General features: G+C 67.8%; 19 protein-coding genes, 1 tRNA gene, 1 pseudogene and 1 riboswitch. Of the genes and pseudogenes, 4 read left to right on the forward strand and 17 right to left on the reverse strand.

Annotated elements, in window-relative coordinates:
* From ACYSM9_RS19155 to ACYSM9_RS19170, 4 genes are all read right to left on the reverse strand, one after another.
* Positions 1-191 (reverse strand): serine dehydratase beta chain (locus ACYSM9_RS19155; protein ID WP_461858545.1); only part of this gene is annotated, 191 nt, incomplete at its 3' end.
* A 316-nt stretch (positions 192-507) separates the two neighbouring features.
* A complete protein-coding gene (gene gcvT / locus ACYSM9_RS19160) occupies positions 508-1,656 on the reverse strand; it encodes a glycine cleavage system aminomethyltransferase GcvT (RefSeq protein WP_461858546.1) in 1,149 nt (382 codons plus the stop codon).
* Positions 1,657-1,666: 10 nt separating this feature from the next.
* Entirely contained in the window at positions 1,667-4,513 is a 2,847-nt protein-coding gene (gene gcvP, locus ACYSM9_RS19165) for an aminomethyl-transferring glycine dehydrogenase (protein ID WP_461858547.1), read from the reverse strand.
* Positions 4,514-4,704: 191 nt separating this feature from the next.
* A riboswitch (glycine riboswitch) is annotated at positions 4,705-4,802 on the reverse strand.
* 97 nt (positions 4,803-4,899) lie between these two features.
* A complete protein-coding gene (locus ACYSM9_RS19170; RefSeq protein ID WP_461858548.1) occupies positions 4,900-5,436 on the reverse strand; it encodes a TetR/AcrR family transcriptional regulator in 537 nt (178 codons plus the stop codon).
* 76 nt (positions 5,437-5,512) lie between these two features.
* Between ACYSM9_RS19170 and ACYSM9_RS19175 the strand changes: the two are divergent.
* Positions 5,513-7,077 (forward strand): annotated as a pseudogene (locus tag ACYSM9_RS19175) (MFS transporter).
* A 69-nt stretch (positions 7,078-7,146) separates the two neighbouring features.
* Here the strand turns inward: ACYSM9_RS19175 and ACYSM9_RS19180 are convergent.
* Positions 7,147-7,626: a Dps family protein gene (locus tag ACYSM9_RS19180; RefSeq protein ID WP_461858549.1), complete on the reverse strand. Its 480-nt coding sequence runs from the start codon at positions 7,624-7,626 to the stop codon at positions 7,147-7,149.
* 225 nt (positions 7,627-7,851) lie between these two features.
* On the opposite strand from ACYSM9_RS19180, the gene ACYSM9_RS19185 reads away from it, so the two are divergent.
* Entirely contained in the window at positions 7,852-9,408 is a 1,557-nt protein-coding gene (locus ACYSM9_RS19185; protein WP_461858550.1) for an APC family permease, read from the forward strand.
* Positions 9,409-9,484: 76 nt separating this feature from the next.
* Here the strand turns inward: ACYSM9_RS19185 and ACYSM9_RS19190 are convergent, their stop codons facing one another.
* The 12 genes from ACYSM9_RS19190 to ACYSM9_RS19245 form a co-directional block, all read right to left on the reverse strand.
* Positions 9,485-10,033: an AMIN-like domain-containing (lipo)protein gene (locus ACYSM9_RS19190; RefSeq protein WP_461858551.1), complete on the reverse strand. Its 549-nt coding sequence runs from the start codon at positions 10,031-10,033 to the stop codon at positions 9,485-9,487.
* A gap of 174 nt (positions 10,034-10,207) precedes the next feature.
* The gene (locus ACYSM9_RS19195) at positions 10,208-10,510 is read right to left on the reverse strand and encodes a DUF4193 domain-containing protein (protein ID WP_461858552.1); all 303 of its coding nucleotides are present in this window, start codon (positions 10,508-10,510) and stop codon (positions 10,208-10,210) included.
* 101 nt (positions 10,511-10,611) lie between these two features.
* Complete coding sequence (locus ACYSM9_RS19200) at positions 10,612-10,803, reverse strand: hypothetical protein (protein WP_461858553.1); 192 nt, start codon at positions 10,801-10,803, stop codon at positions 10,612-10,614.
* A 91-nt stretch (positions 10,804-10,894) separates the two neighbouring features.
* Positions 10,895-11,908: a LacI family DNA-binding transcriptional regulator gene (locus ACYSM9_RS19205; protein ID WP_461858554.1), complete on the reverse strand. Its 1,014-nt coding sequence runs from the start codon at positions 11,906-11,908 to the stop codon at positions 10,895-10,897.
* 81 nt (positions 11,909-11,989) lie between these two features.
* The gene (gene araA / locus ACYSM9_RS19210; protein ID WP_461858555.1) at positions 11,990-13,510 is read right to left on the reverse strand and encodes an L-arabinose isomerase; all 1,521 of its coding nucleotides are present in this window, start codon (positions 13,508-13,510) and stop codon (positions 11,990-11,992) included.
* Between the two features lie 32 nt (positions 13,511-13,542).
* Positions 13,543-14,244, reverse strand: a complete 702-nt coding sequence (locus ACYSM9_RS19215; RefSeq protein WP_461858556.1) for an L-ribulose-5-phosphate 4-epimerase — start codon at positions 14,242-14,244, stop codon at positions 13,543-13,545.
* Positions 14,241-15,995 (reverse strand): ribulokinase, encoded by a 1,755-nt coding sequence (araB, locus tag ACYSM9_RS19220; RefSeq protein ID WP_461858557.1) that lies wholly within the window; start codon positions 15,993-15,995, stop codon positions 14,241-14,243. Before araB ends, ACYSM9_RS19215 begins: the two co-directional genes overlap by 4 nt.
* A gap of 164 nt (positions 15,996-16,159) precedes the next feature.
* Complete coding sequence (locus ACYSM9_RS19225; RefSeq protein ID WP_461858558.1) at positions 16,160-17,413, reverse strand: MFS transporter; 1,254 nt, start codon at positions 17,411-17,413, stop codon at positions 16,160-16,162.
* 42 nt (positions 17,414-17,455) lie between these two features.
* A complete protein-coding gene (locus ACYSM9_RS19230; protein ID WP_461858559.1) occupies positions 17,456-19,627 on the reverse strand; it encodes an elongation factor G-like protein EF-G2 in 2,172 nt (723 codons plus the stop codon).
* Positions 19,628-19,711: 84 nt separating this feature from the next.
* Positions 19,712-20,137 (reverse strand): ChaB family protein, encoded by a 426-nt coding sequence (locus ACYSM9_RS19235; protein WP_461858560.1) that lies wholly within the window; start codon positions 20,135-20,137, stop codon positions 19,712-19,714.
* A 164-nt stretch (positions 20,138-20,301) separates the two neighbouring features.
* Positions 20,302-20,375: transfer RNA gene (locus ACYSM9_RS19240), tRNA-Thr, on the reverse strand.
* Positions 20,376-20,518: 143 nt separating this feature from the next.
* Positions 20,519-21,406, reverse strand: coding sequence for a DsbA family protein (locus ACYSM9_RS19245; RefSeq protein WP_461858561.1), 888 nt, complete (start codon positions 21,404-21,406; stop codon positions 20,519-20,521).
* Positions 21,407-21,586: 180 nt separating this feature from the next.
* Between ACYSM9_RS19245 and ACYSM9_RS19250 the strand changes: the two genes are divergently transcribed.
* Entirely contained in the window at positions 21,587-23,089 is a 1,503-nt protein-coding gene (locus ACYSM9_RS19250; RefSeq protein WP_461858562.1) for an alpha,alpha-trehalose-phosphate synthase (UDP-forming), read from the forward strand.
* A complete protein-coding gene (gene otsB, locus ACYSM9_RS19255) occupies positions 23,079-23,918 on the forward strand; it encodes a trehalose-phosphatase (protein WP_461858563.1) in 840 nt (279 codons plus the stop codon). The genes ACYSM9_RS19250 and otsB overlap by 11 nt, the downstream gene beginning before the upstream one ends.
* Positions 23,919-24,099 lie beyond the last annotated feature (181 nt).

Consider the following 24,099-nt stretch of genomic DNA (forward strand, 5'->3'; position numbering starts at 1 on the left):
ATCGTCCCATGCCCCTGCCCCGTCGCCGCAAGCGACCCATACAAATCCACCCGCAACGACGCCACATCAGCAAGCACCCCCATGCCCCTGAGCTCCTCCGCGAACACAGCCCCAGCCCGCATCGGCCCCACAGTATGCGACGAAGAAGGACCGATCCCGATCGAAAACAGATCAAAAACGCCAACGGCCATGACGTGGGTTTCCTAACTAAAAAGGGTGGTTGGGGTGGAGCGGGCGGGACATCCTCTGCGTGCTCGGTCGCGAAGACGCCCGCTGAGCGGACGTGACGCTCCCTTAGACGCACGCTGCCGGATAACCCGCCCGCTCCGTGCGCACGTCACCTAGGCGACGCGCGCACAAGGGCGGGCGGAGCCGGACTTTTCGAAAGCCTGCTCCCCGCCGTCTCCCTAGCCTCGCAAGCTCGGCCAGGGAACCCTGACGGCGTGGGCCCAACGCAGCGTGAAAATGTCCGGTCCGCCGGTCCGAAGCCAGCCACGCGAAGGCGCCTTACTTGGCCCGCTTGTAGAACGGCAGCTCGACGACTTCGAACGGTTCGGCCTTGCCGCGGAGGTCGATGTCCAGGGCGGTGCCCGGGGCGGCGAATTCGACGTCGACGTAGGCCATGGCGATCGGGTAGCCGAGGGTGGGCGAGGGCTGGCCCGAGGTCACCTCGCCAACCGTGGCACCATCCTTGAGGACCGGGTAGTGGGCACGGCCGGCGCGGCGGCCCTGGCCTTTGAGCCCGACGAGTCGCCGTCCCGTGGTGCTGCCGGCGCCGGCGTCCTTCCTGGCCGCCAGTGCAGTCTTGCCCACGAAGTCGCCTTCCTTGGACAGGGCGACGACGGCGCCCAGCCCGGCGGTAAACGGATCACCCTGCAGCGAGAGTTCGTTGCCGTAGAGCGGCATGCCGGCCTCAAGGCGGAGCGAGTCGCGGGCAGCGAGCCCGGCGGGGGTCAGTTCCCCTTCGTCCGCGATCGCAATGAAAGCCTGCCACAGCGCGGCCGCGTCCTGGTTGGACACGAAGATTTCGAAGCCGTCCTCGCCCGTGTACCCGGTGCGCGCCAGCAGGAGTTCCAGGCCCGCGCCGTTGACCAGGAAGGGAACCTCCACGGCGGCGTAGTACTTGAGGCCGGTGACGTCCGCGTGCCGGGCCGCTGGAACCAGCCGGAGCAGGAGTTCCTGGGCTTTGGGGCCCTGGACGGCGATCAGGGACGTGGCGGCAGAGACATCCTCCACCGTGACGTCGAACCCGGCGGCCCGGTCCTGCAGGGCAGCGGCGACGACGGCGGCGTTGCCGGCGTTGGGAACCACCAGGAAGACGTCGGTACCATCGTCAGCGGCGGGGCGGCGGTAGGTGATGAGGTCGTCGATGATGCCGCCGTCGGCGTTGCAGATCAGCGAGTATTTGGCCTTGCCTACGGCCATGGCGGAGATCTTGCCTACCAGGGCGTAGTCCAGGAAGGCGGCGGCTTCAGGGCCGGCCACCCAGACTTCGCCCATGTGGGAGAGGTCGAACAGCCCGGCCGCCTTGCGGACGGCGTGGTGTTCAGCCAGTTCGGAACTGTACTTGAGGGGCATCTGCCAGCCACCGAAGTCGGTGAAGGAGGCGCCGGCCTTTTTATGCTGCTCGTAGAGGGCAGTGTAGTTCTCAGTCATGGGGATCCTTTTAGTTCTCGAACTCGGAAAGCGGCGGGCAGGAGCAGACCAGGTTGCGGTCGCCGGCGGCGCCGTCGATGCGTCCCACGGGCGGGAAGTACTTGTCCTGCTTGTGGTGGGCCGGGAAGGCGGCCTGTTCCCGCGGGTAGGCGCGGTCCCAGTCGGAGCTGACGACGGCGGCCGCCGTGTGGGGTGCGCGGCGCAGCGGTGAGTCGGCAACGGCAAAGTCACCGTTGGCCACCTGGTCGATCTCCTTACGGATGGTGACCATGGCGTCGATGAAGCGGTCGATCTCGGCCAGGTCCTCGGACTCCGTCGGCTCCACCATCAAGGTCCCCGCAACGGGGAACGCCAGGGTGGGGGCGTGGAAGCCGAAGTCGATCAGGCGCTTGGCCACGTCCTCGGCCGTGACACCGGTCTTCGCGGTCAGGGCGCGCAGGTCCAGGATGCACTCGTGCGCCACCAGCCCGCCCTCACCGGTGTAGAGGACCGGGTAGAACTCGTTCAGCCGGGAGGCGACGTAGTTGGCGGCGAGCAGCGCGGACTTGGTGGCCTCGGTCAGGCCTTCACCGCCCATCAGCTTCACATAGGCCCAGGAGATGGGCAGCACGCCGGCGGACCCGAACCGGGACGCTGAAATGGCTACACCATGTCCCTCCTCATGGGCAGCTTTGTTCGCGTCTCCCGGCATGAACGGCGCCAGGTGCGCCTTGGCCGCAACGGGGCCGACGCCGGGTCCGCCGCCGCCGTGCGGGATGCAGAAGGTCTTATGCAGGTTCAGGTGCGAGACGTCGCCGCCGAACTTGCCCGGCTGCGCCAGCCCCACCAGCGCATTCAGGTTCGCCCCGTCGATGTAGACCTGGCCACCGGCGGCGTGGATTGCGTCGCAGACTTCGCGGACGTCGCCGTCGTAGACGCCGTGGGTGGAGGGGTAGGTGATCATGATGCAGGACAGCACGTCCCTGTTCGCCTCGATCTTGGCTTCGAGGTCGTCGTGGTCGATGGTGCCGTCGGCGGCGGTGGCCACGACGACGACCTTCATGCCCGCGAGCACGGCGGAGGCGGCGTTGGTGCCGTGGGCCGAGGCCGGGATCAGGCAGACGTTGCGCTGCTGGTCGCCGCGGGAGTGGTGGTAGCCGCGGATGGCCAGCAGGCCGGCGAGTTCGCCCTGTGATCCGGCGTTGGGCTGGATGGACACCTGGTCGTAGCCGGTGATGGCGGTCAGGTCAGCTTCCAGGTCGGCGATGAGTTCCCGCCAGCCCGCGGTCTGGGAGTCCGGCGCGAAGGGGTGGATGGAGGCGAATTCGGGCCAGGAGATGGCCTCCATCTCGGCGGTGGCGTTCAGCTTCATGGTGCACGAGCCCAGCGGGATCATGGTCCGGTCCAGCGCCAGGTCCCGGTCCGACAGCTTGCGGATGTAGCGCAGCAGCTGCGTTTCGGACCGGTGCGTGTTGAAGACGGGGTGTTGCAGGTAGTCGGAGGAACGCTCGACGGCGGCCTCCAGCGCGAAGCCGTCGCCCTCGGCGACGCTGGCGCCAAAGATGCCGGCGACTGCGGCGACGATGGCCGTCGTCGTGGTTTCATCCACCGAGATGCCCACGGTGTCGGCGTCAATGGGGCGCAGGTTGATGCCGCGCGCCTCGGCGTCGGCCACCAGTCCTGCGGCGCGGCCGGGGACCCGGACCGTCAGGGTGTCGAAGAAGCTCCGGTGGACGACGTCGATGCCTGCCGCGGCAAGCGAGGCTGCCAGGGTGCGGGCGTGGCCGTGGGCGGTCTCGGCGATCGCCTTGAGTCCGTCCGGGCCGTGGTACACGGCGTACATGGACGCAACGATGGCCAGCAGCGCCTGGGCGGTGCAGATGTTGGACGTGGCCTTCTCGCGGCGGATGTGCTGCTCGCGGGTCTGCAGGGCCAGCCGGTAGGCCGGGACGCCGGCGTCGTCCTTGGAGACGCCCACCAGGCGGCCGGGCAGCGAACGCTCCAGGCCCTTGCGGACAGCCATGTAGGCGGCGTGAGGGCCGCCGAAGAACAGCGGCACACCGAACCGCTGGGCGGAGCCGACGGCGATGTCCGCGCCCTGCTCGCCCGGAGGGGTGATCAGGGTCAGCGCCAGGAGGTCGGCGGCAACGGTCACCAGGGCCCCGCGCTCCTTTGCAGCGGCAATGACGGCGGCCTGGTCCCATACCCGGCCGGAGGCGCCGGGCTGCTGCAGGACGATGCCATTGATGTCGCCGTCGGGCAGGCCCTGGGACAGGTCCGCGACTTCCACCTCGAAGCCGAGCGCCTCGGCGCGGCCCTGGACGATCGCGATGGTCTGCGGCAGCACGTCGATGTCCAGGACGGTCTTTCCGTCGGCGGCGGGCTTGGCCTTGTTGGACCTGCGCATCAGCAGCACGGCCTCGGCCACCGCCGTGGCTTCATCGAGCAGCGAGGCGTTGGCAATCGGCAGGCCCACCAGGTCCTGCACCATGGTCTGGAAGTTCAGCAGCGCCTCAAGCCGGCCCTGGGAGATCTCGGGCTGGTACGGGGTGTAAGCGGTGTACCAGGCCGGGGCTTCCAGGATGTTGCGGCGGATCACCGGCGGGGTCACAGTGTCGTAGTAGCCCTGGCCGATCAACTGCACGGCGGTCTTGTTCTTGCCGGCGAGCTTCCGCAGCTCGGTGAGGACCTCGACTTCGCTGAGGGCGTCCTGCAGGCGGAGCGCAGTTTCCTGCCGGATGACATTGGGAACGGCGGTGTCGACCAGGGAGTCGACACTGTCATAGCCAACTGCCTTGAGCATGGTCTCGACGTCGGCTTGGCGGCGCGCGCCGATATGGCGGTCTACGAAGGTGGTGGAGGCTGAACTAACCGACACGAAGGAACTCCATATACTCAGGCGGCGCAGGGTACGCCACAGCGATTCGGGTTCCTCCCCGCTCTGTATTGGACCTGAGAGTTTCCGCGGGGCCTGCCACACAGGACCCGCTTGCACCGTCGGTGAACACAACAGCGCCGCACTGCCCGCGTTGGGGGCACGAACCGCTGCCTGCTACTTTCCAGAGGTGCCTCGCCGCGGCGGTACATGGGCCTGCGAGATTCCTGGGGAGGATTTGCTCCTACGGCGCCTGCTTGTACTTCCGGCAGAACTCTCCCGCCGCAGATCAAAGGCTATTCATTTGGATGTGCGTGGGGGCAGTCCGGGACAACTCCCACAGCGGTTAATTGTCCTACGCTCCAACCCTTCCCGGCAAATGGCCGATGCTACCTGCGGAGCCGCTCCAGGGCGGCCAGCAGCTGGTCCACGTCCGCAGCCGCGCCGCCTTCGGGAACGGGGCCTACGGAGAGCATGGCGTTGAAGTACAAACCGTCGCCCATGTACAGCACGGCCTTGGCCAGGGCCGGCCCCACGTCGGCGGCGATTTCGTCGAGCCACCGCCGCTGGATCGCGGCGAACCGCCGCCGCGTCTCTTCGTGCGCAACCTCGGCAAGCCGGGTGGCGGCAACAATGGCGCGGTCCAGCGGCGTATCCGCCCACACCGAGGACCGGATGAAGTAGGCGGCAGCGCCTTCCGGCGCCTCGGCCATGGCGTCGGCATCGGCCCCGGCCAGGACCTCCAGCCTGTCCAGCAGCACGTCGATCAGCGCTTCCTTGCTGGGGAAGTGGTACAGCAGCCCGCCCTTGGAGACGCCCGCCTTCCGGGCAACCGCGTCCAGCGTGGCCGCGCGCTCCCCCACCTCAATCAGGAGGGACTCAAAGGCGTCAAGGACCGCGTCGCGGGCTACTGGCTTCCGGGGCATGCCTCCCATCATGCCTTCCGCGGCCGGGAATTCCGGAAAAATCGAAACTATACCGTCTGGACGGTATAGTTATTACATGACCGCTCCCCTCCAGCCTTTTACACCCCGGCGGGTGGACTCCGCCGCCACACCAACACCGACACCGGCCCGCGATTGGCTGGCCCTGGCACTGCTGATGTTCCCGGTGCTGCTGGTGGCCGTGGACAACACCGCCCTGACCTTCGCCCTGCCCGCGATCACCCGCGCCCTCGAGCCGTCGGGGTCCAGCTGCTGTGGATCGTGGACATCTACCCCCTGGTGCTGGCCGGGCTGCTGGTATCGATGGGCAGCCTGGGCGACCGGATCGGCAGGCGGCGGCTGCTGACCATCGGCAGCACAGGCTTCGCCGTCCTGTCGGCGGCGGCAGCCTTCGCCCCCAGTGCCGAGTGGCTGATTGCCGGGCGGGGAGCAATGGGTTTCTTCGGGGCCATGCTGATGCCGTCCACGTTGTCGCTGATCCGCAACATCTTCCCGGAACCCAACCGCCGGAGGCTTGCGGTCGCCGTCTGGGCGGCGGGGTTTTCCGGCGGCGCGGCCCTGGGGCCGATTTTCGGCGGCTGGCTGGTGGAGCAGTTTTGGTGGGGTGCCGTTTTCCTGGCTGCCGTGCCCCTCATGATCCCCCTGCTCGCCTTCGGACGGGCCTTTATTCCGGAATCACGGGATCCCGCACCCGGCGCGGTGGACATCCCCAGTGTCCTGCTTTCGATGCTGGCCATGGTTCCCGGCGTTTATGGCATCAAGGAGGTGGCGACGCAGGCACCCGGCCCGGGAGGCGTGGCCGGCATCGCCTTCGGCGTGGCGATGGGCGTGGTGTTCGTCCGCCGGCAGCACGGACTCAAGCACCCTCTGCTGGACATGTCCCTGTTCCGGAACAGGGTGTTCAGCATGGCCATCAGCGCCAACATCCTGGCGCTGTTTTCCTTCAACGGGTTCATCCTGTTCCTTGCCCAGCACCTCCAGCTGCTGGAAGAAATGACGCCGTCGGCCGCGGGGATCGCCATGATTCCGGCACTGGCGGCAACCATGGCGGCCGGCCTGGTGGTGGTACCGCTGGTCCGGAGGGTCCGGCCGGGCTTCGTGGTGGCCGCGGGGCTCGCCTTCAGCGCCGTGGGCTACAGCCTGGTGGCTTTCGGGAACCACCGCGGCGGCCCGTCAGTGCTGCTCGCGGCGCTGCTGGTCCTGGCGCTGGGCGTGGGGACGGCGGAAACCATCTCCAACGACCTGATCCTTGGCTCCGCACCGCCGGAAAAGTCGGGGGCTGCGGCCGCCATTTCGGAAACAGGTTACGAGGTGGGCTCGCTGCTGGGAACGGCGGTACTGGGATCCATCCTGACCGCCTCCTACCAGCAGCATCTGCGGATGCCGGCGGGCGTGGACGGCCTGCTGCCGGGCCGCGTATTGCATAACGCGGGCGAAACGCTGGCCGGGGCCATGGATGCGGCAGCGTCGCTGCCCGCTCCCTTGGCGGCCGCACTGCGCGACGCTTCCGCCGCGGCCTTCGATTCGGGGGTCCATGTCACTGCGGCCATCGGGCTGGTCCTGATGGCGGCGGCGGCGCTCCTTGCCGCCGTCGTGCTTCGAAAGGTCCCGAAAGCCCACTGACGCCAGCCGTGGGCAGCAAAAGGGCGTCCGGCGCCGGAGGGTTGCTCCGGTACCGGACGCCTCCCGGGACTACTTGGAGTCCGCGGTGGTGACGCTGGCCGTGGGCTTCATGTTTTCGGCCTGTACCATCCAGGCGAACTGCTCCAGCCGGGCGATGAACTCGTGCAGGAGGTCGGCGGAGGTGGGATCCTCCTCGTCCACTTCGTCATGGACCTTGCGCATGGTGCCGACGGCAGCTTCGAGGGCGGCAACAATCCGCTCGATGGCGTCCTTGGTGCTGATCAGCCCTTCCGGGAACTGGGCGAGGCTGGTGGATTCGGCAACGGTGGAGCTGCGGCCGTCCGGAAGGGCGTGCAGCGCACGCATCCGTTCGGCCGTGTCATCGGCGAACTGGCGGGCGGCGTCGACGATCTCGTCGAGCTGCAGGTGGAGGTCGCGGAAGTTGGTGCCCACGATGTTCCAGTGCGCCTGCTTGCCCTGGACGTGCAGCTCGATCAGGTCCGCCAGCACGGCCTGAAGGTTGTTGGTCAGTGTCGGTGAAGCTTTCATGCATCCTCCTCGATTGGTCCAGTGCTGCCGACGCTACCAGCCGGGGACAGCGGCGCGGCAGGGCGGGTGTCGAAATTTCTCAGTGAGCTTACTAATGCGCAGTAGGGCAGTCATAAAAGAATGTGATTCATATTTCATCTTGCATCCGGGCGGCGGCAGCCCCATACTAAATGAACGCCATTCATATAGTGACCTCCGTCTCACAGCCTTCCAGAAAGTGGTGCCATGACAGAGACAATCCGCACCAGTACGGCCAAGCCCGGTCCGCACGCCCACGCCCCTTCCGCGGACGGCGTCAGTGCCAAGGGGCTCAAGGGCGGCCAGCTCGGCCTCCTCGCCGTCGTCGTCCTGGGCATTTCCACCATCGCCCCCGCCTACACCCTCACCAGCGCCCTCGGACCCACCGTCAATGAAGCCGGACTCCAGCTCCCCGTCATCTTCCTGATCGGGTTCATCCCCATGATCCTGGTCTCGCTCGCCTACCGGGAGCTCAACGCCGACTCCCCGGACAGCGGCACCACCTTCACCTGGGTGACCAAGGCCTTCGGCCCCTGGGTCGGCTGGATGGGCGGCTGGGGCCTGCTGGCGGCCAACATCATCGTGCTGTCCAACCTCGCCGGCGTCGCCGTCGACTTCTTCTACCTCTTCCTGTCCCAGCTCGCCGGCTCACCCGAACTGGCGGACCTGGCCGACAACAAGGCGCTGAACGTCCTCACCTGCTTCGTCTTCGTGGCGCTGGCCGTCTGGGTCAGCTACCGCGGGCTGCACACCACCAAACTGGTGCAGTACAGCCTGGTCGGCTTCCAGCTGCTGGTCCTGGGCCTGTTCGTGGCCATGGCCTTTGCCAACTGGTCCACCTCGGAGACGGCCATCCCGTTCAGCTGGGACTGGTTCGACGTCACCAAAATCGAGACGTTCGGCCAGGTGGCCGCGGGAATCTCCCTGTCGATCTTCGTGTACTGGGGCTGGGACGTGTGCCTGACCGTCAACGAGGAAACCGCCAACGGCAAGAAGACCGCCGGCGTGGCGGGCACCCTGACGGCCGTGATCGTCCTGGCCATCTACCTGCTGGTCAGCATCGCCACCATGATGTTCGCCGGCGTCGGCGATACCGGCAACGGCCTGAACAACGCCGAAAACCACGAGAACATCTTCACCGCCCTGGCGTCGCCCATCATGGGCCCGTTCGCCATCCTGATGTCCCTGGCCGTCCTTTCCAGCTCCGCGGCGTCCCTGCAGTCCACTTTCATGTCGCCCTCCCGGAGCCTGCTGGCCATGGCCCACTACGGTGCGCTGCCCGAACCGTTCAGCCGGGTCAGCAGGAAGTTCTCGACGCCGGGCTTCGCCACCATCGCGGCGGGCGTCCTGTCCGCGGGGTTCTACGCGGTCATGCACGTGGTCAGCGAGAACGTCCTCAACGACACCATCCTGGCCCTGGGCCTGATGATCTGCTTCTACTACGGACTGACCGCGCTGGCGTGCACCTGGTACTTCCGCCACAGCCTGTTCAACAGCCTGCGCCACTTCGTGTTCCGGCTGGTATGCCCGGTGGTGGGCGGCGTGGGCCTGTTCGTGGTGTTCGCCCAGACCGCCGTGGACAGCCTCGCCCCTGAATTCGGCAGCGGTTCCGAGGTCTTCGGCGTGGGCCTGGTGTTCATCCTGGGCGTCGGCATCCTGGCCCTGGGGGCCGTCGTCATGCTTGTCACCTCCCGCACGCACCCCGGCTTCTTCCGCGGCGAAACGCTCAGGAAGGACACGCCCGCCCTGGTGGTCCCGGAGTAGCGTGCCGCCGGCGCATCAAAGGTGCCGTGCCCCCAACCGGGGGCACGTCACCTTTTCGTTGACGACGGCGGTTCCGTCACCAGTAATGGGCGACGTCGATGACCAGGCGCGAGCCGGCGCCCGGGCCGGCCAGGGTGAAGACCCGGAACGGAAGGCGGGCCCGGACCCCCAGGCCCAGGCTGGTATACCCCTCGAAACTTCCTGCCGAGACCACCTGGCGGAACGTCTGGTAGCCGGAGACGTTGCTCAGTTCGTTCCTGTCCGCAGGGCTGTACGTCGGGTTGCCGTTCTGGTCGTAGGAGGGTGCCGTGACGCTGATGCGCAGGCGCGCTCCGCCCCGTACCGGGATGGGCGCGCCCGAGCCTTCCTGCGCGATCCGCGGAACATACTGCACGGTGTAGGCGACGGCGGGGCCGTTGAGGTCCACCACCAACCGGTCAAAGCAGTAGTGCTGGCCCGTCCGGACGTTCGTCACCTGCGCCGTGCCGGTGTCCTGGCCGGACTTGGCGAGCGATCCCCACGAAAGTCCGCAGTAGGGGGTGGCCGCCGAGGCTGGCCCCGGGGCCAGGATTCCCAGCCCGAGGGCCAGGAGGACGGCTGCGAACCAAACCGGGATCTTTTTCATGACGGCGCCACCCAGGAATGAAGCGATCGGACGGTTTAAGCGTAGGAGCCGCCGGCACCGGAAACGAGGGCTGTTTCGGTAACGGCGCGCACCACTCGATAACGACGGCGGCACGGGACGAAAAAGCGCCGGCCACCCCTTGGGATGGCCGGCGCCGGGCAAAGGGGGAAGGTCCTAGCCTTCACACTCGCGGCAGTACTTCAAGCCGTCCTTTTCACGGGCAACCTGGGAGCGGTGGCGGACCAGGAAGCATGACGAACAGGTGAACTCGTCAGACTGTTCGGGAACCACGATGACGGTAAGTTCCTCGTTGGAAAGATCGGCACCGGGCAGGTCGATGCCTTCGGCGGTGTCGTTCTCGTCGACGTCGATGACCGCGGTCTGTGCGTTGCCGCTCCGGGACGCCTGGAGGGCCTCCAGGGAGTCCGACGGGGACTCTTCTTCCTGCTTGCGGGGAGCATCGTAATCGGTAGCCATTGCCTGTTCACTTTCGTTGCCGCACAGCGCCATTTCAGGCACTTCAAGGCAGTTTAGGGCATGATCCCGGTACTAAGGCAATAGTGTGCCCCATCAGACAATCAGCTGCCGCCGGGCAGGGTTTCCGTGTACTTTTCCCGGGCAAGATCGGCTCCCACGGCCACGCCGCTCAGCGCAGGCAGCCAGCCCCAGCGGGTGGCATCCGCCATGGCGTCCGCGGCCTGTTCCCCGGAGTCGTAGGTGAAGGTCTGCACGAGCCAGCAGCGGAGCCGGGCTGGAAGGGTTGGCGTCATGCCAGAAACCTACGCAGCCATTGTTGTGGCTTCGTTTCACGGCGGTCTCGCGCAGATTAACCCTGCAAAGGGCCATTGCTCAGGACACTGATCAGGCGGGGGCAGCGGTGCTGCTGCGCAGGACGAGTTCCGGTTCCACCACCAGGGTCCGCGGCCCGTCCGCGCCGTTGAGCGCCGTGAGCATGATGTCCATGCACCGCCGGCCCAGCTCTTCGAAGTCCTGCCGGACGGTGGTCAGGGGCGGGCTGAAGTAGGCGGCCTCGGGCTGGTCGTCAAAGCCCACCACGGACATATCCTGCGGCACCTTGATGCCGGCCTCCGTGAAGGCGCGCAGCACCCCCATGGCCATCTGGTCGTTCGCCACGAAGAGCGCCGTGGCCCGGGGGCCGGCTGCCATCTGCCGCCCGATGTCGTAGCCGCTGCCGGCGCTCCAGTCCCCCTCGACAACGATGTCCGCGTCCAGCCCGGCGGCGCCCAGCGTTGACCTCCATCCCTCGGCGCGGGCCACGGCGTCGATCCAGTCCTGCGGCCCGGCGATATGCCCGATCCGGCGGTGCCCCTGCCCGATCAAATGCTGGACCGCCAGTTCGGCGCCGCGGCGCTGGTCCACCCGGACACCGCCCACGGCCTCGTTCCCGTCCGAGCCCACCACCACCACGGGAACCCCGATGGGCAGCTCTGCCAGGGCAGCCAGCGTTCCGGTGTGCGGAACGATCACCACGATCCCGTCCACCGACTGGTCCAGGAAATGCCGGACGGCATCAAGGATGGTTTCCCGGTTGACCTCCCGCAGCGCGGCAATGCTGACGAAGTATCCGGCGTCGCGTGCCGCCTGCTCCACGCCCAGCAGCGTGTTGGCCGGCCCGTACTGCGAAAGCTCGTTGCCCAGCACGCCGATGGTCTGCGAGCGCCGGGTCACCAGGCTCCGGGCCGCGGTGTTGCGGCGGTATCCGAGCTCGGCAATCGCGGCTTCCACTTTCTCCCGCGTCGCCTTGCTCACGTTGGGGTGGTTGTTGACCACCCGCGAGACGGTCTGGTGCGAGACGCCGGCCAGGTCCGCCACGTCCTCGAGCCTCGGCAGCCGCGGCGGCTTACTTTGTGTCATGAGGCTATTGTCCGTGACGGCGGCCGCACGCCGGGGCAACGACGGCGGCCGCGCCACGGATTCGGCGGCCGTGCCAGGGACTCACAGTCCGCCGGCGAGCCGGTAGTAGGCCGCGTTCCAGTTCAGGTCCTTTTTGAACTGGCGGATGGAGGTGTCCTCGTCGATGGTGAGCAGTTCGGTTTTGGCGATCTCGGCGAAGTCCTCGAACACGTCCATGCCCACCTGGGTGGAGAGCACGGTGTGGTGGGCGGCGCCGGCGGTGAGCCAGGCGGCGGCGGAGGTGGCGAAGTCGGGTTTGGGCTGCCACAGGGCCCGGGCGACGGGGAGGTTGGGCAGCGGATGGTCGAGGGGGACCACGTCGACGGCGTTGGCCACCAGGCGGAAGCGGTCCCGCATGTCGGAGAGGGCGACGACGACGCCCGGGGAGGCATCAGCGTCGAACACCAGGCGGACCGGGTCTTCCTTCCCGCCGATGCCCAGCGGGTGGATTTCCAGGCGCGGCTTCGTGGCCGTCAGGGAGGGGCAGACCTCCAGCATGTGCGCGCCGAGGATCTTCTCGGACCCCGGCTCCAGGTGGTAGGTGTAGTCCTCCATCAGCGACGCACCCCCGGGCAGGCCGGCGCCCATCACCTTCGCGGCGCGGACCAGGATGGCGGTCTTCCAGTCACCCTCAGCACCGAACCCGTACCCGGCGGCCATGAGCCGCTGCACGGCCAGGCCGGGGAGCTGGCGGAGCGCGCCGAGGTCCTCGAAGGAGGTGGTGAACGCGGCGGAGCCGTTGGCTTCGAGGAAGGACCGCAGGCCCAGTTCGATCCGGGCCCCGTACCGCAGCGAATCGTGCCGGGCCGCGCCTGCGCGGAGCTCCGGCACCACGTCGTAAAGGTCCTCGTACTCGGCTACCAGGGCGTCGACGTCGTGCTCTGCAGCGCCGTGGACGGCGTCGGCGAGTTCGTTCACGGACCAGGTGTTGACCGCGACGCCGAAGCGCAGCTCGGCCTCGGTCTTGTCGCCTTCGGTGACGGCCACGTTGCGCATGTTGTCGCCGAAACGCGTCAGCTTAAGGGTGCGGACGGCGGCCCAGCCGGCGGCGGCGCGCTGCCACGAACCCACCTGGCGTGCCACCTCGGGGTTGGAGACGTGCCCGACGACGGTCTTCCGGGCGATGCCCAGGCGGGACTGGATGTACCCGAATTCGCGGTCGCCGTGCGCGGCCTGGTTGAGGTTCATGAAGTCGAAGTCGATGTCTGCCCAGGGCAGGTCGCGGTTGGCCTGCGTGTGCAGGTGCAGCAGCGGCTTGCGGAGCAGGTCCAGGCCCGAGATCCACATCTTGGCCGGGCTGAAGGTGTGCATCCATGCGGTGACGCCGATGACCGAATCGTCCGAGTTGGCCTCCAGGGCGGTGCGGCGGATGGCATCGGAATCGGTCAGGACCGGCTTCCACACAATCCTGACGGGCACGGCGGATGCGGCGTTGAGCTGGTTGGCGATCTCCTGGGACTGGGCGGCCACCTGCTTCAGGACGTCCTCGCCGTAGAGGTGCTGGCTGCCGGTGAGGAACCAGACCTCGTAGCCGTCGAGGGAGGTGCTTGCTGGTGTGCTCATGGGTTCTCCTGGAAAGTTTTGGGTCCCGGCGACTATTGGCCGTAGACGTTCTGGTAGCGGGCGTAGAGCGAATCGATGTGGTCCTGGTCGATGGGCACGGGTTCGCCGAGTTGCCGGGAAATGTGCACGGTGCGGGCCACTTCCTCGCACATCACGGCGGCCTTCACGGCGGACCGGGCGTCCTTGCCGATGGTGAAGGGGCCGTGGTTCTGCATCAGCACGGCCGGGGAATGGGAGTTCTTCAGGGTCTCGACAATGCCGTGGCCGATCGAGTCGTCGCCGATCAGCGCGAAGGGGCCCACCGGAATCTCCCCGCCGAATTCATCGCCCATCATGGTCAGCACGCACGGGATGGCCTCGCCCCGGGCAGCCCAGGCGGTGGCGTACGTGGAATGCGTGTGCACCACCCCGCCCACCTCGGGCATGTGCCGGTACACGTAGGCGTGCGCCGCGGTGTCCGACGACGGCGACAACTGAGGATTGCCCCAGTCGCCATCGTTGTTTCCCGGGACCGGGACCCCATACAGATCCGTCACCACCATCTGCCCGGGGAGCAGGTCCTGGTACGAGACGCCGGAGGGCTTGATGACCATGAGGTCCGTGCCAGGGACACGGGCCGAGACGTTGCCCGCGGTCCAGACCACCAGCTCATAGCGCATCAACTCCGCATGCAGGGCGCACACTTCCTCGCGGACCCGCGCGATGGTATCAAGGATTGCCGTTCCGGTGCTCATGCCGGCACCTCCACGGCGGCCTCGGAGGGCAACGGCGCCGTTCCCGCCGCGGCCCTGCGCTGGATGGCCTTGAGCCGGTGCATCACGTCATTGCCGCCCCGGCCGAAGTAGTCGTGCAGCGCCTTGTATTCCTGGAAGAGCTCCTCGTAGGCGGCAACGTTTGCCGGGATGGGGGTGTACACCTCGCCGGGTTCGGCGCCCATGGCTGCGGCGGCCTCGCGGATGTCGGCATATTCGCCCGCGGCGACGGCGGCGTGGATGGCCGAGCCCAGCGCCGGCCCCTGTTCCGAGCCGATGGTGGACAGCTGCAGCCCGGTGGCGTCCGCGTAGATCTGCATCAGGAGCTTGTTCTTGAGCAGGCCGCCGGCCACGATGAATTCCTTGACGGGGACACCGGCGTCGCGGAACGCATCCACGATGGTCCGGGTGCCGAAGGCCGTGGCTTCCAGCAGGGCACGGTAGGTGTCCTCCGGCCGGGTGGCCAGGGTCTGGCCCACCACGGTCCCGGAGAGTTCGTGGTCCACCAGGACCGAGCGGTTGCCCGAGTGCCAGTCGAGCGCGATCAGGCCGTGCTCACCGATGGCCTGCCGCGAGGCCAGTTCGGTGAGGTACTCGTGGATTCCCAGCCCCGCATCCTTGGCAGCCTGGTGGTATTCGGGCGGGACGCCATGCTTGGTGAACCAGCCGAAGATGTCACCCACTCCCGACTGGCCGGCCTCATAGCCCCACAGGCCGGGCACGATGCCGCCGTCCACCGCCCCGCACATCCCGGGCACTTCACGCAGTTCGGTGCCGTTCATGACGTGGCAGGTGGAAGTCCCCATGATGGCCACCAGCTGGCCGGAGTCCACTGCCTTCGCGGCCGGCGCCGTGACATGGGCATCAACGTTACCCACAGCCACAGCGATGCCCTCGGGCAGGCCCGTCCATGCTGCCGCCTCGGCGGTCAGGGTGCCGGCAGCGTCTCCGAGCCGCCCGATGGTGTGCTCCAGCTTGGCGCTGACAAAATCCTTGAAATCCGGGTTCAGGGCGGCCAGGAAGTCCTCCGACGGGTAGCGGCCGTCCTGGTAGATGCCCTTGTATCCGGCGGTGCAGGCGTTGCGGACGTAGCGGCCGCACAGCTGCCAGACGATCCAGTCGGCCGCCTCCACCCAGTGGTCCATGGCCGCGTAGGCCTCCGGGTCCTCTTCCAGCAGCTGCAGCCCCTTGGCGAACTCCCACTCGGAGGAGATCAGGCCCCCGTACCGCGGAAGCCAGTCTTCACCCCGTTCAGCGGCGAGCCGGTTGATCCGGTCTGCCTGCCCCTGCGCGGCGTGATGCCGCCAGAGTTTGACGTAGGCGTGTGGGCGGTTGGCATAGCCGGGAAGTTCGTTCAGCGGCGTTCCATCGGCCTTGACCGGCACCATGGTGCAGGCGGTGAAGTCCGTGGCAATCCCGACGACGGCGGCAGGGTCGATGCCGGCGTCAGCCACCGCGGCGGGTACGGCGTGGCGCAGGACCTCGCGGTAGTCATTGGGCACCTGCAGGGCCCAGTCCCCCGGAAGCCGCGCGCCGTCGTCGCCCGCCGTATCCTTTGGCAGGGCATCGGTCACCACTGCATGCGGGTACACGTGGACCGCGCTGCCAAGTTCCTGGCCGTCGCGGACGCGCACCACCACCGCCCGGCCCGACAGGGTGCCGTAGTCCACGCCTATGACGCAGTGGTCCCCGCGGGAGCCGGGGCTGCTGGAAGTGAACAAAGTCTCTGGCATGGTTGCCTCCATCCGGGAGGCATCGGCCTCATTACCGGGATCTGTAGGGGTCAGTCGAGGGGAGCATCTGGAAAGGTGCTGCAATCATTGTGAACGCTAACAACATACCGTGTCAATGACCCACTTCAGGACCGTGGACCGGGCCTCGGGGCGTCGTTCGCCCGTCAGGGAGCCGCCGCAAGGCCGGTGGCGGCATCCGCCGGTGAGTGCCGGCGCCGGCTCAGCAGGATGAACGGCGCGGCCAGCAGCTGCACCACGCCGCTGATGGCCAGCGAGGCCGGGTACCCGTAGACGTCCGCGGAACGGCCAAGCAGCGGCTGCACCACCACTCCCCCGCTCGACCCCATGAGCGAGGCGAAGCTCAGGACGGTGGCCCGCTGCTTGGACGCGATCATGTCGTTCAGGTACGCCTGGCGTACCGGCGTTCCCGCGGAGGCCACCACCGCCCACACCGCCAGGAGCACCAGGGCCAGCCAGAAGACGTTGGTCACCAGGAGGACCACAAGGACCAACGAGCTGACCACGTTTGACGCGATCAGCACTGTGGTCCGCCGCCGGACGAGGTTCCGCACCATCGGCGCCAGCAGGCCACCCACGATGTCGGCACCTGCCACGATGGCGGCGGCCAGTCCGGCGATCGCGTATGCCCGGGGGTCGCCGAAGAGCTGCAGCAGGTACGGCTGGAGGGCGTAGAAGACATAGAAACCCACGCCTTCGGTGAACGGGGCGGCCAGCATCATGAAGCGCACGGGCGGGTTCTTCAGCCCGCCCTCCACCGAGGCGCGCAGGACCTCGCGGGTGGCCTGCATCGGGTGTGCCGAGCGCTCCGGCGTAAAACCGACGTCGTGCATGAGCAGGAAAGCCACGGCGAACATGGCCACCAGCACGCCGACCCGCACCAGGAACGGCACGCCCAGGTTGGTGGCCTGGGCGATCACGCCGCCCGCCACGGAGCCGGCGAGCATGGCGATGCCGGAGACCATCTGGCCGCGGCCCAGCACCGCCTCAAGCGCGCCCTCGTACCCGGAGAAGTGCAGCGCGTCCACGAGCCAGGCTTCCACGGCACCCGAGAAGAACGTGAAGCCGAGGCCCAGCAGCACAGACACCACCGCCCACCACCAGAACGGCGCGGACAGCTGCCACAGCAGATAGTAGAAATACGTGGAGACGGCCAGGGTCACGGTTCCGAGCAGGAAGGACACCCGCCGGCCCCAGCCGTCCGCCACCACGCCGGTGGGCACCTCGAAGAGCACCATCCCGGCGGTGAAGAAGGCATTGGCGGCGAAGGCTTCGAGGTTGCTGAGCCCGGCATCCAGCAGGAAGAGCGTGTTGATGCCCCAGATGAACGACGCCGCGAGGGTGTTTCCCAGCGTCAGCGTCAGGTAGATGTTCTGGATTTTGCGTGCTGCGGCATTCATGGAGGACGGCGTTCTGTTGTGGTCTTCCTGCGCGGGCGGGGGTCAGGACGGGCTGAAGTTCGGGGGAACGGGGTCGTGGCGCAGGTACCGGCGGCGGAAGCGGCCCGTGCCGGCCGTGATGGCACGCAGCTCCACCGGGTACCGCAACAGCTCCTGGTCCGGGACCTCGGCGCTGATCTCGGTGAGGCCTTCACCGGAGGACGTGGTGCCGGTGAGGCGGCCGCGGCGGCCGGAGAGGTCGCTCATGACGGAGCCCACATGCTCATCGGCGACCGTGATGCTGACGGTGGAAACCGGCTCCAGGAGCTGGATCCGGCCAGCGGCCGCGGCCTCGCGCAGGGCCAGGGCCCCCGCAGCCTGGAACGCAGCGTCCGAGGAGTCAACGCTGTGGGCCTTGCCGCCCACCACTGTCACCTTCAGGTCAACCACCGGGAAACCGGCGGCCACCCCCTTGTCCATCTGCGCCCGGACACCCTTCTCAATGGAGGGAATGTAGGTGCCGGGAATCACGCCGCCAACGGTCTTGTCCACGAACTCGAAGCCTCCGCCGCGTTGCAGCGGTTCCACTTCGATGTCGCACACGGCGTACTGCCCGTGGCCGCCGGACTGTTTGATGTGGCGGCCATGGCCGGTGGCGGGCGCGGCGAATGTTTCCCGCAGTGGCGTCACCACGTCCACGGTGTGCAGCTTCACGCCCTGTTCACGCAGGCGGTCCAGCACCACCTCGGCGTGGGCTTCGCCCATGCACCACAGCACCAGCTGGTGGGTTTCGGCGTTCCGTTCCACCCGCAGCGTTGGGTCGCCGGCAGCGATCCGGCCCAGGCTGCGGGCCAGGGCGTCCTCGTCGCTGCGGGAATCCGCCTCGACGGCAACCGGCAGCAGCGGCTCGGGCATCTCCCAGGTGGCCAGCAGCAGTGGCCGGTCCCGGTCCGATATCGTGTCCCCGGTTTCGGCGCTGCCCAGTTTGGCCAGGGCGCACATGTCTCCTGCCACGCAGAAGGGCACCGGGCGCAGGCTGGCCCCCAGCGGAGAGTAGATGTGGGTTACGCGCTCGTCCGTGTCGTGGTCCTGGTGGCCGCGGTCGGCCAGTCCGTGGCCGCCCACATGGACCGGGCTGTCTTCCCGGAGTGTCCCGGAGAAGACCCGGACCAGGCAGATCCGGCCCAGGAAGGGGTCGTTGGAGGTGCGCACCACCTCGGCGGCGAGGGGGCCGGACGGGTCGCCGGCCAGGGCACCGGCGGGGGCGCCGGAAAGATCGGTGGTGTCCGGCAGGCCGCGTTCCCCGGGGGCCGGGAAGGCCCGCACCAGCAGGTCCAGCAGTTCCGCCGTGCCCAGCCCGGTCACCGCGGAGGTGGGCAGGACGGGAAAGAAGGAGCCGCGGGCGACGGCGGTCTCCAGGTCGGCGCCCAGGGCGCCGGTGTCGAGGTCCTCGCCTTCCAGGTAGCGGTCCATCAGCGTTTCGTCTTCGCTTTCGGCGATGATGCCCTCGATGAGCGCGCCGCGGGTCGGTGCCGCGGCTGCCAGTTCTGCGGAGTCCGCCGCCCGGAGCCCGGGCGCCGCGTCCCCCTCGGAGTAGTCAGTCACCTCCCCGGACAGCAGGGCGTGCAGGCCGGTGGCCTCGCCGTCCTTCCGCACCGGGACGCACAGCGGCAGCACGCCGTCGCCGAACGCACGCTGGCAGGCGGCCAGGGCGCCGTCGTAATCAGCCCTCGGATGGTCCATCCGGGTGATCACGACGGCGCGCGGGAGCCTCATGTGCTCGCACTCGCCCCACAGCGCCGTGGTGGTGGCGTCGATTCCATCCACTGCCGAGACAACGAAGAGCGCGGCGTCAGAGGCGCGAAGGCCGGCGCGCAGTTCTCCGATGAAGTCCGGATAGCCCGGCGTGTCCAGGAGGTTGACCTTGATGTCGTCCACCAGCAGCGGCACCAGCGACAACGTGACGGACCGCTGCTGGTGCACGGCGGCAGGATCGGAGTCGCTGACCGTTGTCCCGTCCGCGATGGAGCCTTTGCGGGTGAGCACGCCGTTGGCCGCGAGCAGCGCTTCGATCAGCATCGTCTTTCCGGCGCCGGAGTGCCCCACGAGGGCCACGTTCCGGAGGCGGGCAGGGTCCTCGGCCGCGATGCCGGCGGACTGGTCGGCGCGGCGGGATTCCGGCCCGTTCCTGCCGCCACCCGCACGCGCTGACTCCTTGGCGCTCTTCACCGACATTGGAACCTCCTGGCATCGTTGCCGCACGGACCGGACGTGTCCTCTGATTCGACACCCTGGCGGTCAGGACGGCAAGAGCGGAGGCTATTTGCTGCGGGCTTTGCGGGTAGCCGCGTCGTTCGCCTTCTGCAGCGCCTTGACCAACTCTTTCTTGTCCATCTTCGAGCGGCCCTTCACGTCCAGTTCGCGGGCCAGCTTGTAGAGGTGCTCCTTGGACGCGTTGGCGTCCACGCCGCCGGCGGTGGGCGCGGAGGACCGGACGCCCTGCTCCGCCCGCTTGTCCGACGGGCCCCGCTTGGCCTTGGGCTCCCAGTGGTCGCCCACCTTTTCGTAGCTGTGCTTCAGCGACGCGTAGGCCGCGCGGGCGGCCCGTTCCTCGTCGTGGTCATAGGACTCGAGGGCAGAGTCATAGGTCTTGGCGAACGTGTCCTGGGCCTTCTGGTCGGAACGCTGCAGGGTCGAGGGAAGCTCGTCCTTGCGGGCGTGGTCGTTCTTGCCGGTCTTGGGCATGGCACCCAACCTCCTTTAGTCAGCATGCTGATCATTCGGATATCTCCAGCTTAGCCCCGCAGGGTGGTGCGTTCACCAGCGGTGGCGGAACTTCCGGCAGGGACGGCAAAAGCCCCGGCCAGGCTGTTCCACTGGAACGGCCTGGCCGGGGCTTTTGGCACCGGAGCCCCCTGTCGGATTCGAACCGACGACCCCCGCTTTACAAGAGCGGTGCTCTGGCCAACTGAGCTAAGGAGGCATGCCCCTGCGGGCGTGCGCCGCGAAGGCGCTAGATAAGGTTAGCCCAACTCGGGTCATGCGTAAAAACGCCGGTGGGCCGCGGTACAGGCGCAAAGGGCCCGCCCCGGACAAGCTCCGGAACGGGCCCTGGAAGGGCTGGAATCAGCCCTTGGCGGTGATGGCGCTGTCCAGGAAGTCCGGGAACGGCGTCTGTGCGCTGTCGCCCTTGCCCCACTGCTTGCCGTCCACGAGAACGGTGGGCGTGCCGGTGACGCCGATCGCGGAGGCTTCCTTCGTCGTGAATTTCACGAAGGGCCGGTACGTCTTGTCGTCCACGCAGGAGTCGATGTTGGCGCCGAGGTCCGAGGCCATCTTCTTCAGGTCGTTGTCGGAAAGGCCTGCGCTGCCCTCGGCGGGCTGCTTGGCGAACAGCGCGTTCACGAAGTCCGAGTACTTGTCGGGGGCCGTGTTGACCACGCAGGCGGCCGCGTTGGCCGCGCGGGACGAGTAGTTGGTGGTGGACCGGCTGTCCAGGAAGCCCAGGGCGCGGTACTCCACCGTGATTTTGCCTTCGTTGCGCAGTGAGGTGAGCTTGTCGTTGTACTGGGTTTCGAAGTTCTTGCAGATCGGGCAAATGAAGTCTATATAGAGGACCACCTTGACCGGCTTGCCGGCCTCCGCCTCGGCACCCGGAGCCGCCACCTCCGCGGGCGGTGTCTTCGGAGCCTCGCCCAGGGACGCGGCGTCCACCGTGGTCGGCTCCAGCTTGGCCACGTCCGTGTTGGCCAGCAGGGTAACGCCGCCGTGGGCGTTGGCGTTCGCCGGGGTCGGGCCCTGGTCGGCGATGGGCGCGTTCTGCTTCATGCTGCTCGTGACCACCAGCGCCACCACCACCAGGATGGCCACGACCGCCGCCACGATGCCCCAGCCGATCAGCAGCTTGTTGCGCTTGTCCTTCTTCAACTGCGCTTCGCGGATCAGGCGTGCCTTTTCCCGCGCCTCCGCGGTCCGCTCAGCCTTGGACTTGCGTACTTCGTTTGCAGGGCTCATGAGTTCCTTGGGTCGGTCGACGTCGGGGGGACCACTTCGTGGCACTCCCACACATTTTAGGGGAGAAAGCTGGGAGCTTGCGCTTTCAACCATTCCTTCGGGTTGACCAACGGACGAAGAGGCCTGATGATTCCGTCGGCTAGGGTGGCTTAGAGGCACAAGCAACCCCAGGGGGCCGCAATGCAAACACCTGTCCACGAAAAACCCGCAGGCACGGCAACGGCCGGCGGATCCGGTTCCAGCCACGCCGGCCACGCCAAATACGACTTCATGGTCGTCTCGAACAGGCTGCCCGTGGACCGTGTGGCGCCGGGCGAGAACGGTGATGACGGGTCCGGCTGGCGCCGCTCCCCCGGCGGCCTGGTCACCGCGCTGGCCCCGATGATGACCAAGACCGAGGGCGCCTGGGTGGGCTGGCACGGAGCTCCGGATGAGACCGTGAAGCCGTTCAGCCACGGCGGCATGGACCTGGTCCCGGTCCACCTCAGCACCGACGACGTTGAGCTGTATTACGAAGGATTTTCCAACGCGACCCTCTGGCCGCTGTACCACGACGTCATCGCGCCGCCGGAATTCCACCGCGCCTGGTGGGACGCCTACCGCAGGGTGAACCGCAGGTTCGCCGACGCCGTCATCCGCCATGCGGACCAGGGCGCCACCGTCTGGGTGCAGGACTACCAGCTGCAGCTGGTGCCGCGGATGCTACGCGAGGCCCGGCCCGACCTCCGGATCGGGTTCTTCAACCACATCCCGTTCCCGCCGCCGGAGATCTTCGCCCAGCTCCCCTGGCGCCAGGCCATCATCGACGGCCTGCTGGGCGCCGACCTCGTGGGATTCCAGCGCGTCAGCGACGCAGGGAACTTCATGCGGTCCGCCCGCCGCTTCCTGGGCGCCAGCGTCAAGCAACAGCAGGTGCACGTCAAGGGCCACGACGGCGAAATAACGCACATCGCGCGCGCCCAGGCGTTCCCCATCTCCATCGACGTCAAGCAGATCACCGAACTGGCCGCGAAACCGGAAATCATCGAACGGGCCCGCCAGATCCGGCAGGACCTGGGCAACCCGAAGACCATCCTGCTCGGCGTGGACCGGCTGGACTACACCAAGGGCATCCGCCACCGGCTGAAGGCCTTCGAAGAGCTCCTCGCGGACGGCCGGCTGACGGTGGGCGATGCGACGCTGATCCAGGTGGCGTCGCCCAGCCGCGAGCGGGTGGAACAGTACCGGCTGCTGCGCGAGGAGGTGGAAGGGACCGTGGGCCACATCAACGGCACCTATGACACCCTCGAAAACACCGCGGTGCGCTATCTTCACCACAGCTACCCCGTGGAGGAGATGGTGGCGCTGTACCTGGCCGCCGACGTCATGCTGGTCACCGCCCTGCGGGACGGGATGAACCTTGTTGCCAAGGAATACGTCACCGCCCGCAACAACAACGATGGCGCCCTGGTCCTCAGCGAGTTCGCCGGCGCTGCGGACCAGCTCAAGCAGGCCCTCCTGGTCAATCCGCACGACATCGCCGGGCTGAAAAACACCATCATGAACGCCGTCGAACTGGCCCCGCGTGAGGCGTCGCGCCGGATGCGGGCCATGCGCAAGCAGATCCTGGACCACGACGTCGACCACTGGTCCGCAGAGTTCCTGCGGGCGTTGAAGGAAAAGGTGGTCCGGGATGACACCTGAGGGCAGCAACGCCAAACAGCCGCTGGCACTGTCCCCCGAGCTTCGGGACGCGGTGCGCCGGATCGCCCGTACGGAGCACCTGCTGGTGGCCATGGACTTCGACGGCACCATGGCCCCGATCGTGGGTCGCGCCGGGGACGCGCGCCCGCTGCCCCGCTCCGCCTCGGCGTTCGCCGGCCTTGCCGTGCTTCCACGCACGACGACGGCACTCATCTCGGGCCGTGCCCTCGCCAGCCTGCGCGAGGTGGCATCGCCGCCGGTGAACACCCTGCTGATCGGCAGCCACGGCGCCGAAGCCTGGCTGGGCCCGGGATCCACGGAACTGGCCCTCGAGGAGGACCAGAAGGCGCTCCTGGCCGAAGTCCGCGCCGTGCTGGCCGACATCGTGGCGCAGGCGCCCGGAACGGCGCTTGAGGACAAGCCCGCGGGGGTAGTCCTGCACACCCGGATGGCCGACGACGATGTCGCCGAGGATGCCGTGGCCGCGGCGCGGGCGGTCCTCCAGGACCGCAAGGGCGTCTACCTCAAGGACGGCAAGCGCGTGCTCGAAACGTCCGTGGTCCACGCGTCCAAGGGCGAAGGCGTGACCTTCCTCCGGCAGGTCAGCGGTGCCACCGCGGTCCTGTTCGCGGGCGACGACACCACCGACGAGGACGCCTTCGCCCGGCTCGGGCCGGGTGATGTCGGGGTCAAAGTGGGGCTGGACTTCACCCAGGCGCAGTACCGCGTGGAGGCTCCGGTGCATGTGGCGGAACTGCTGGAGGCCTTGCTGCAGGAACGCAGCATCGCGGTCGCCGAAGAGGACCCGCAGCCGGCCTCCGGCCAGTAAGCGGCCGGCCTCACATGTGACGTTCGTAACATTTGCACCGAAACGAGTTCCGTCTGACATACTCTCTTGTGTGATGTGGCGCACAACGAGCGTGCGGCGTCACTCGGTGCCCCGCGGCTGAGCCGCGGAGCACTTGCTTTACCCAACTGAATAAACATGAACCATTCACAACGGATCGTCC

The organism is Arthrobacter sp. C152 (assembly GCF_054890965.1).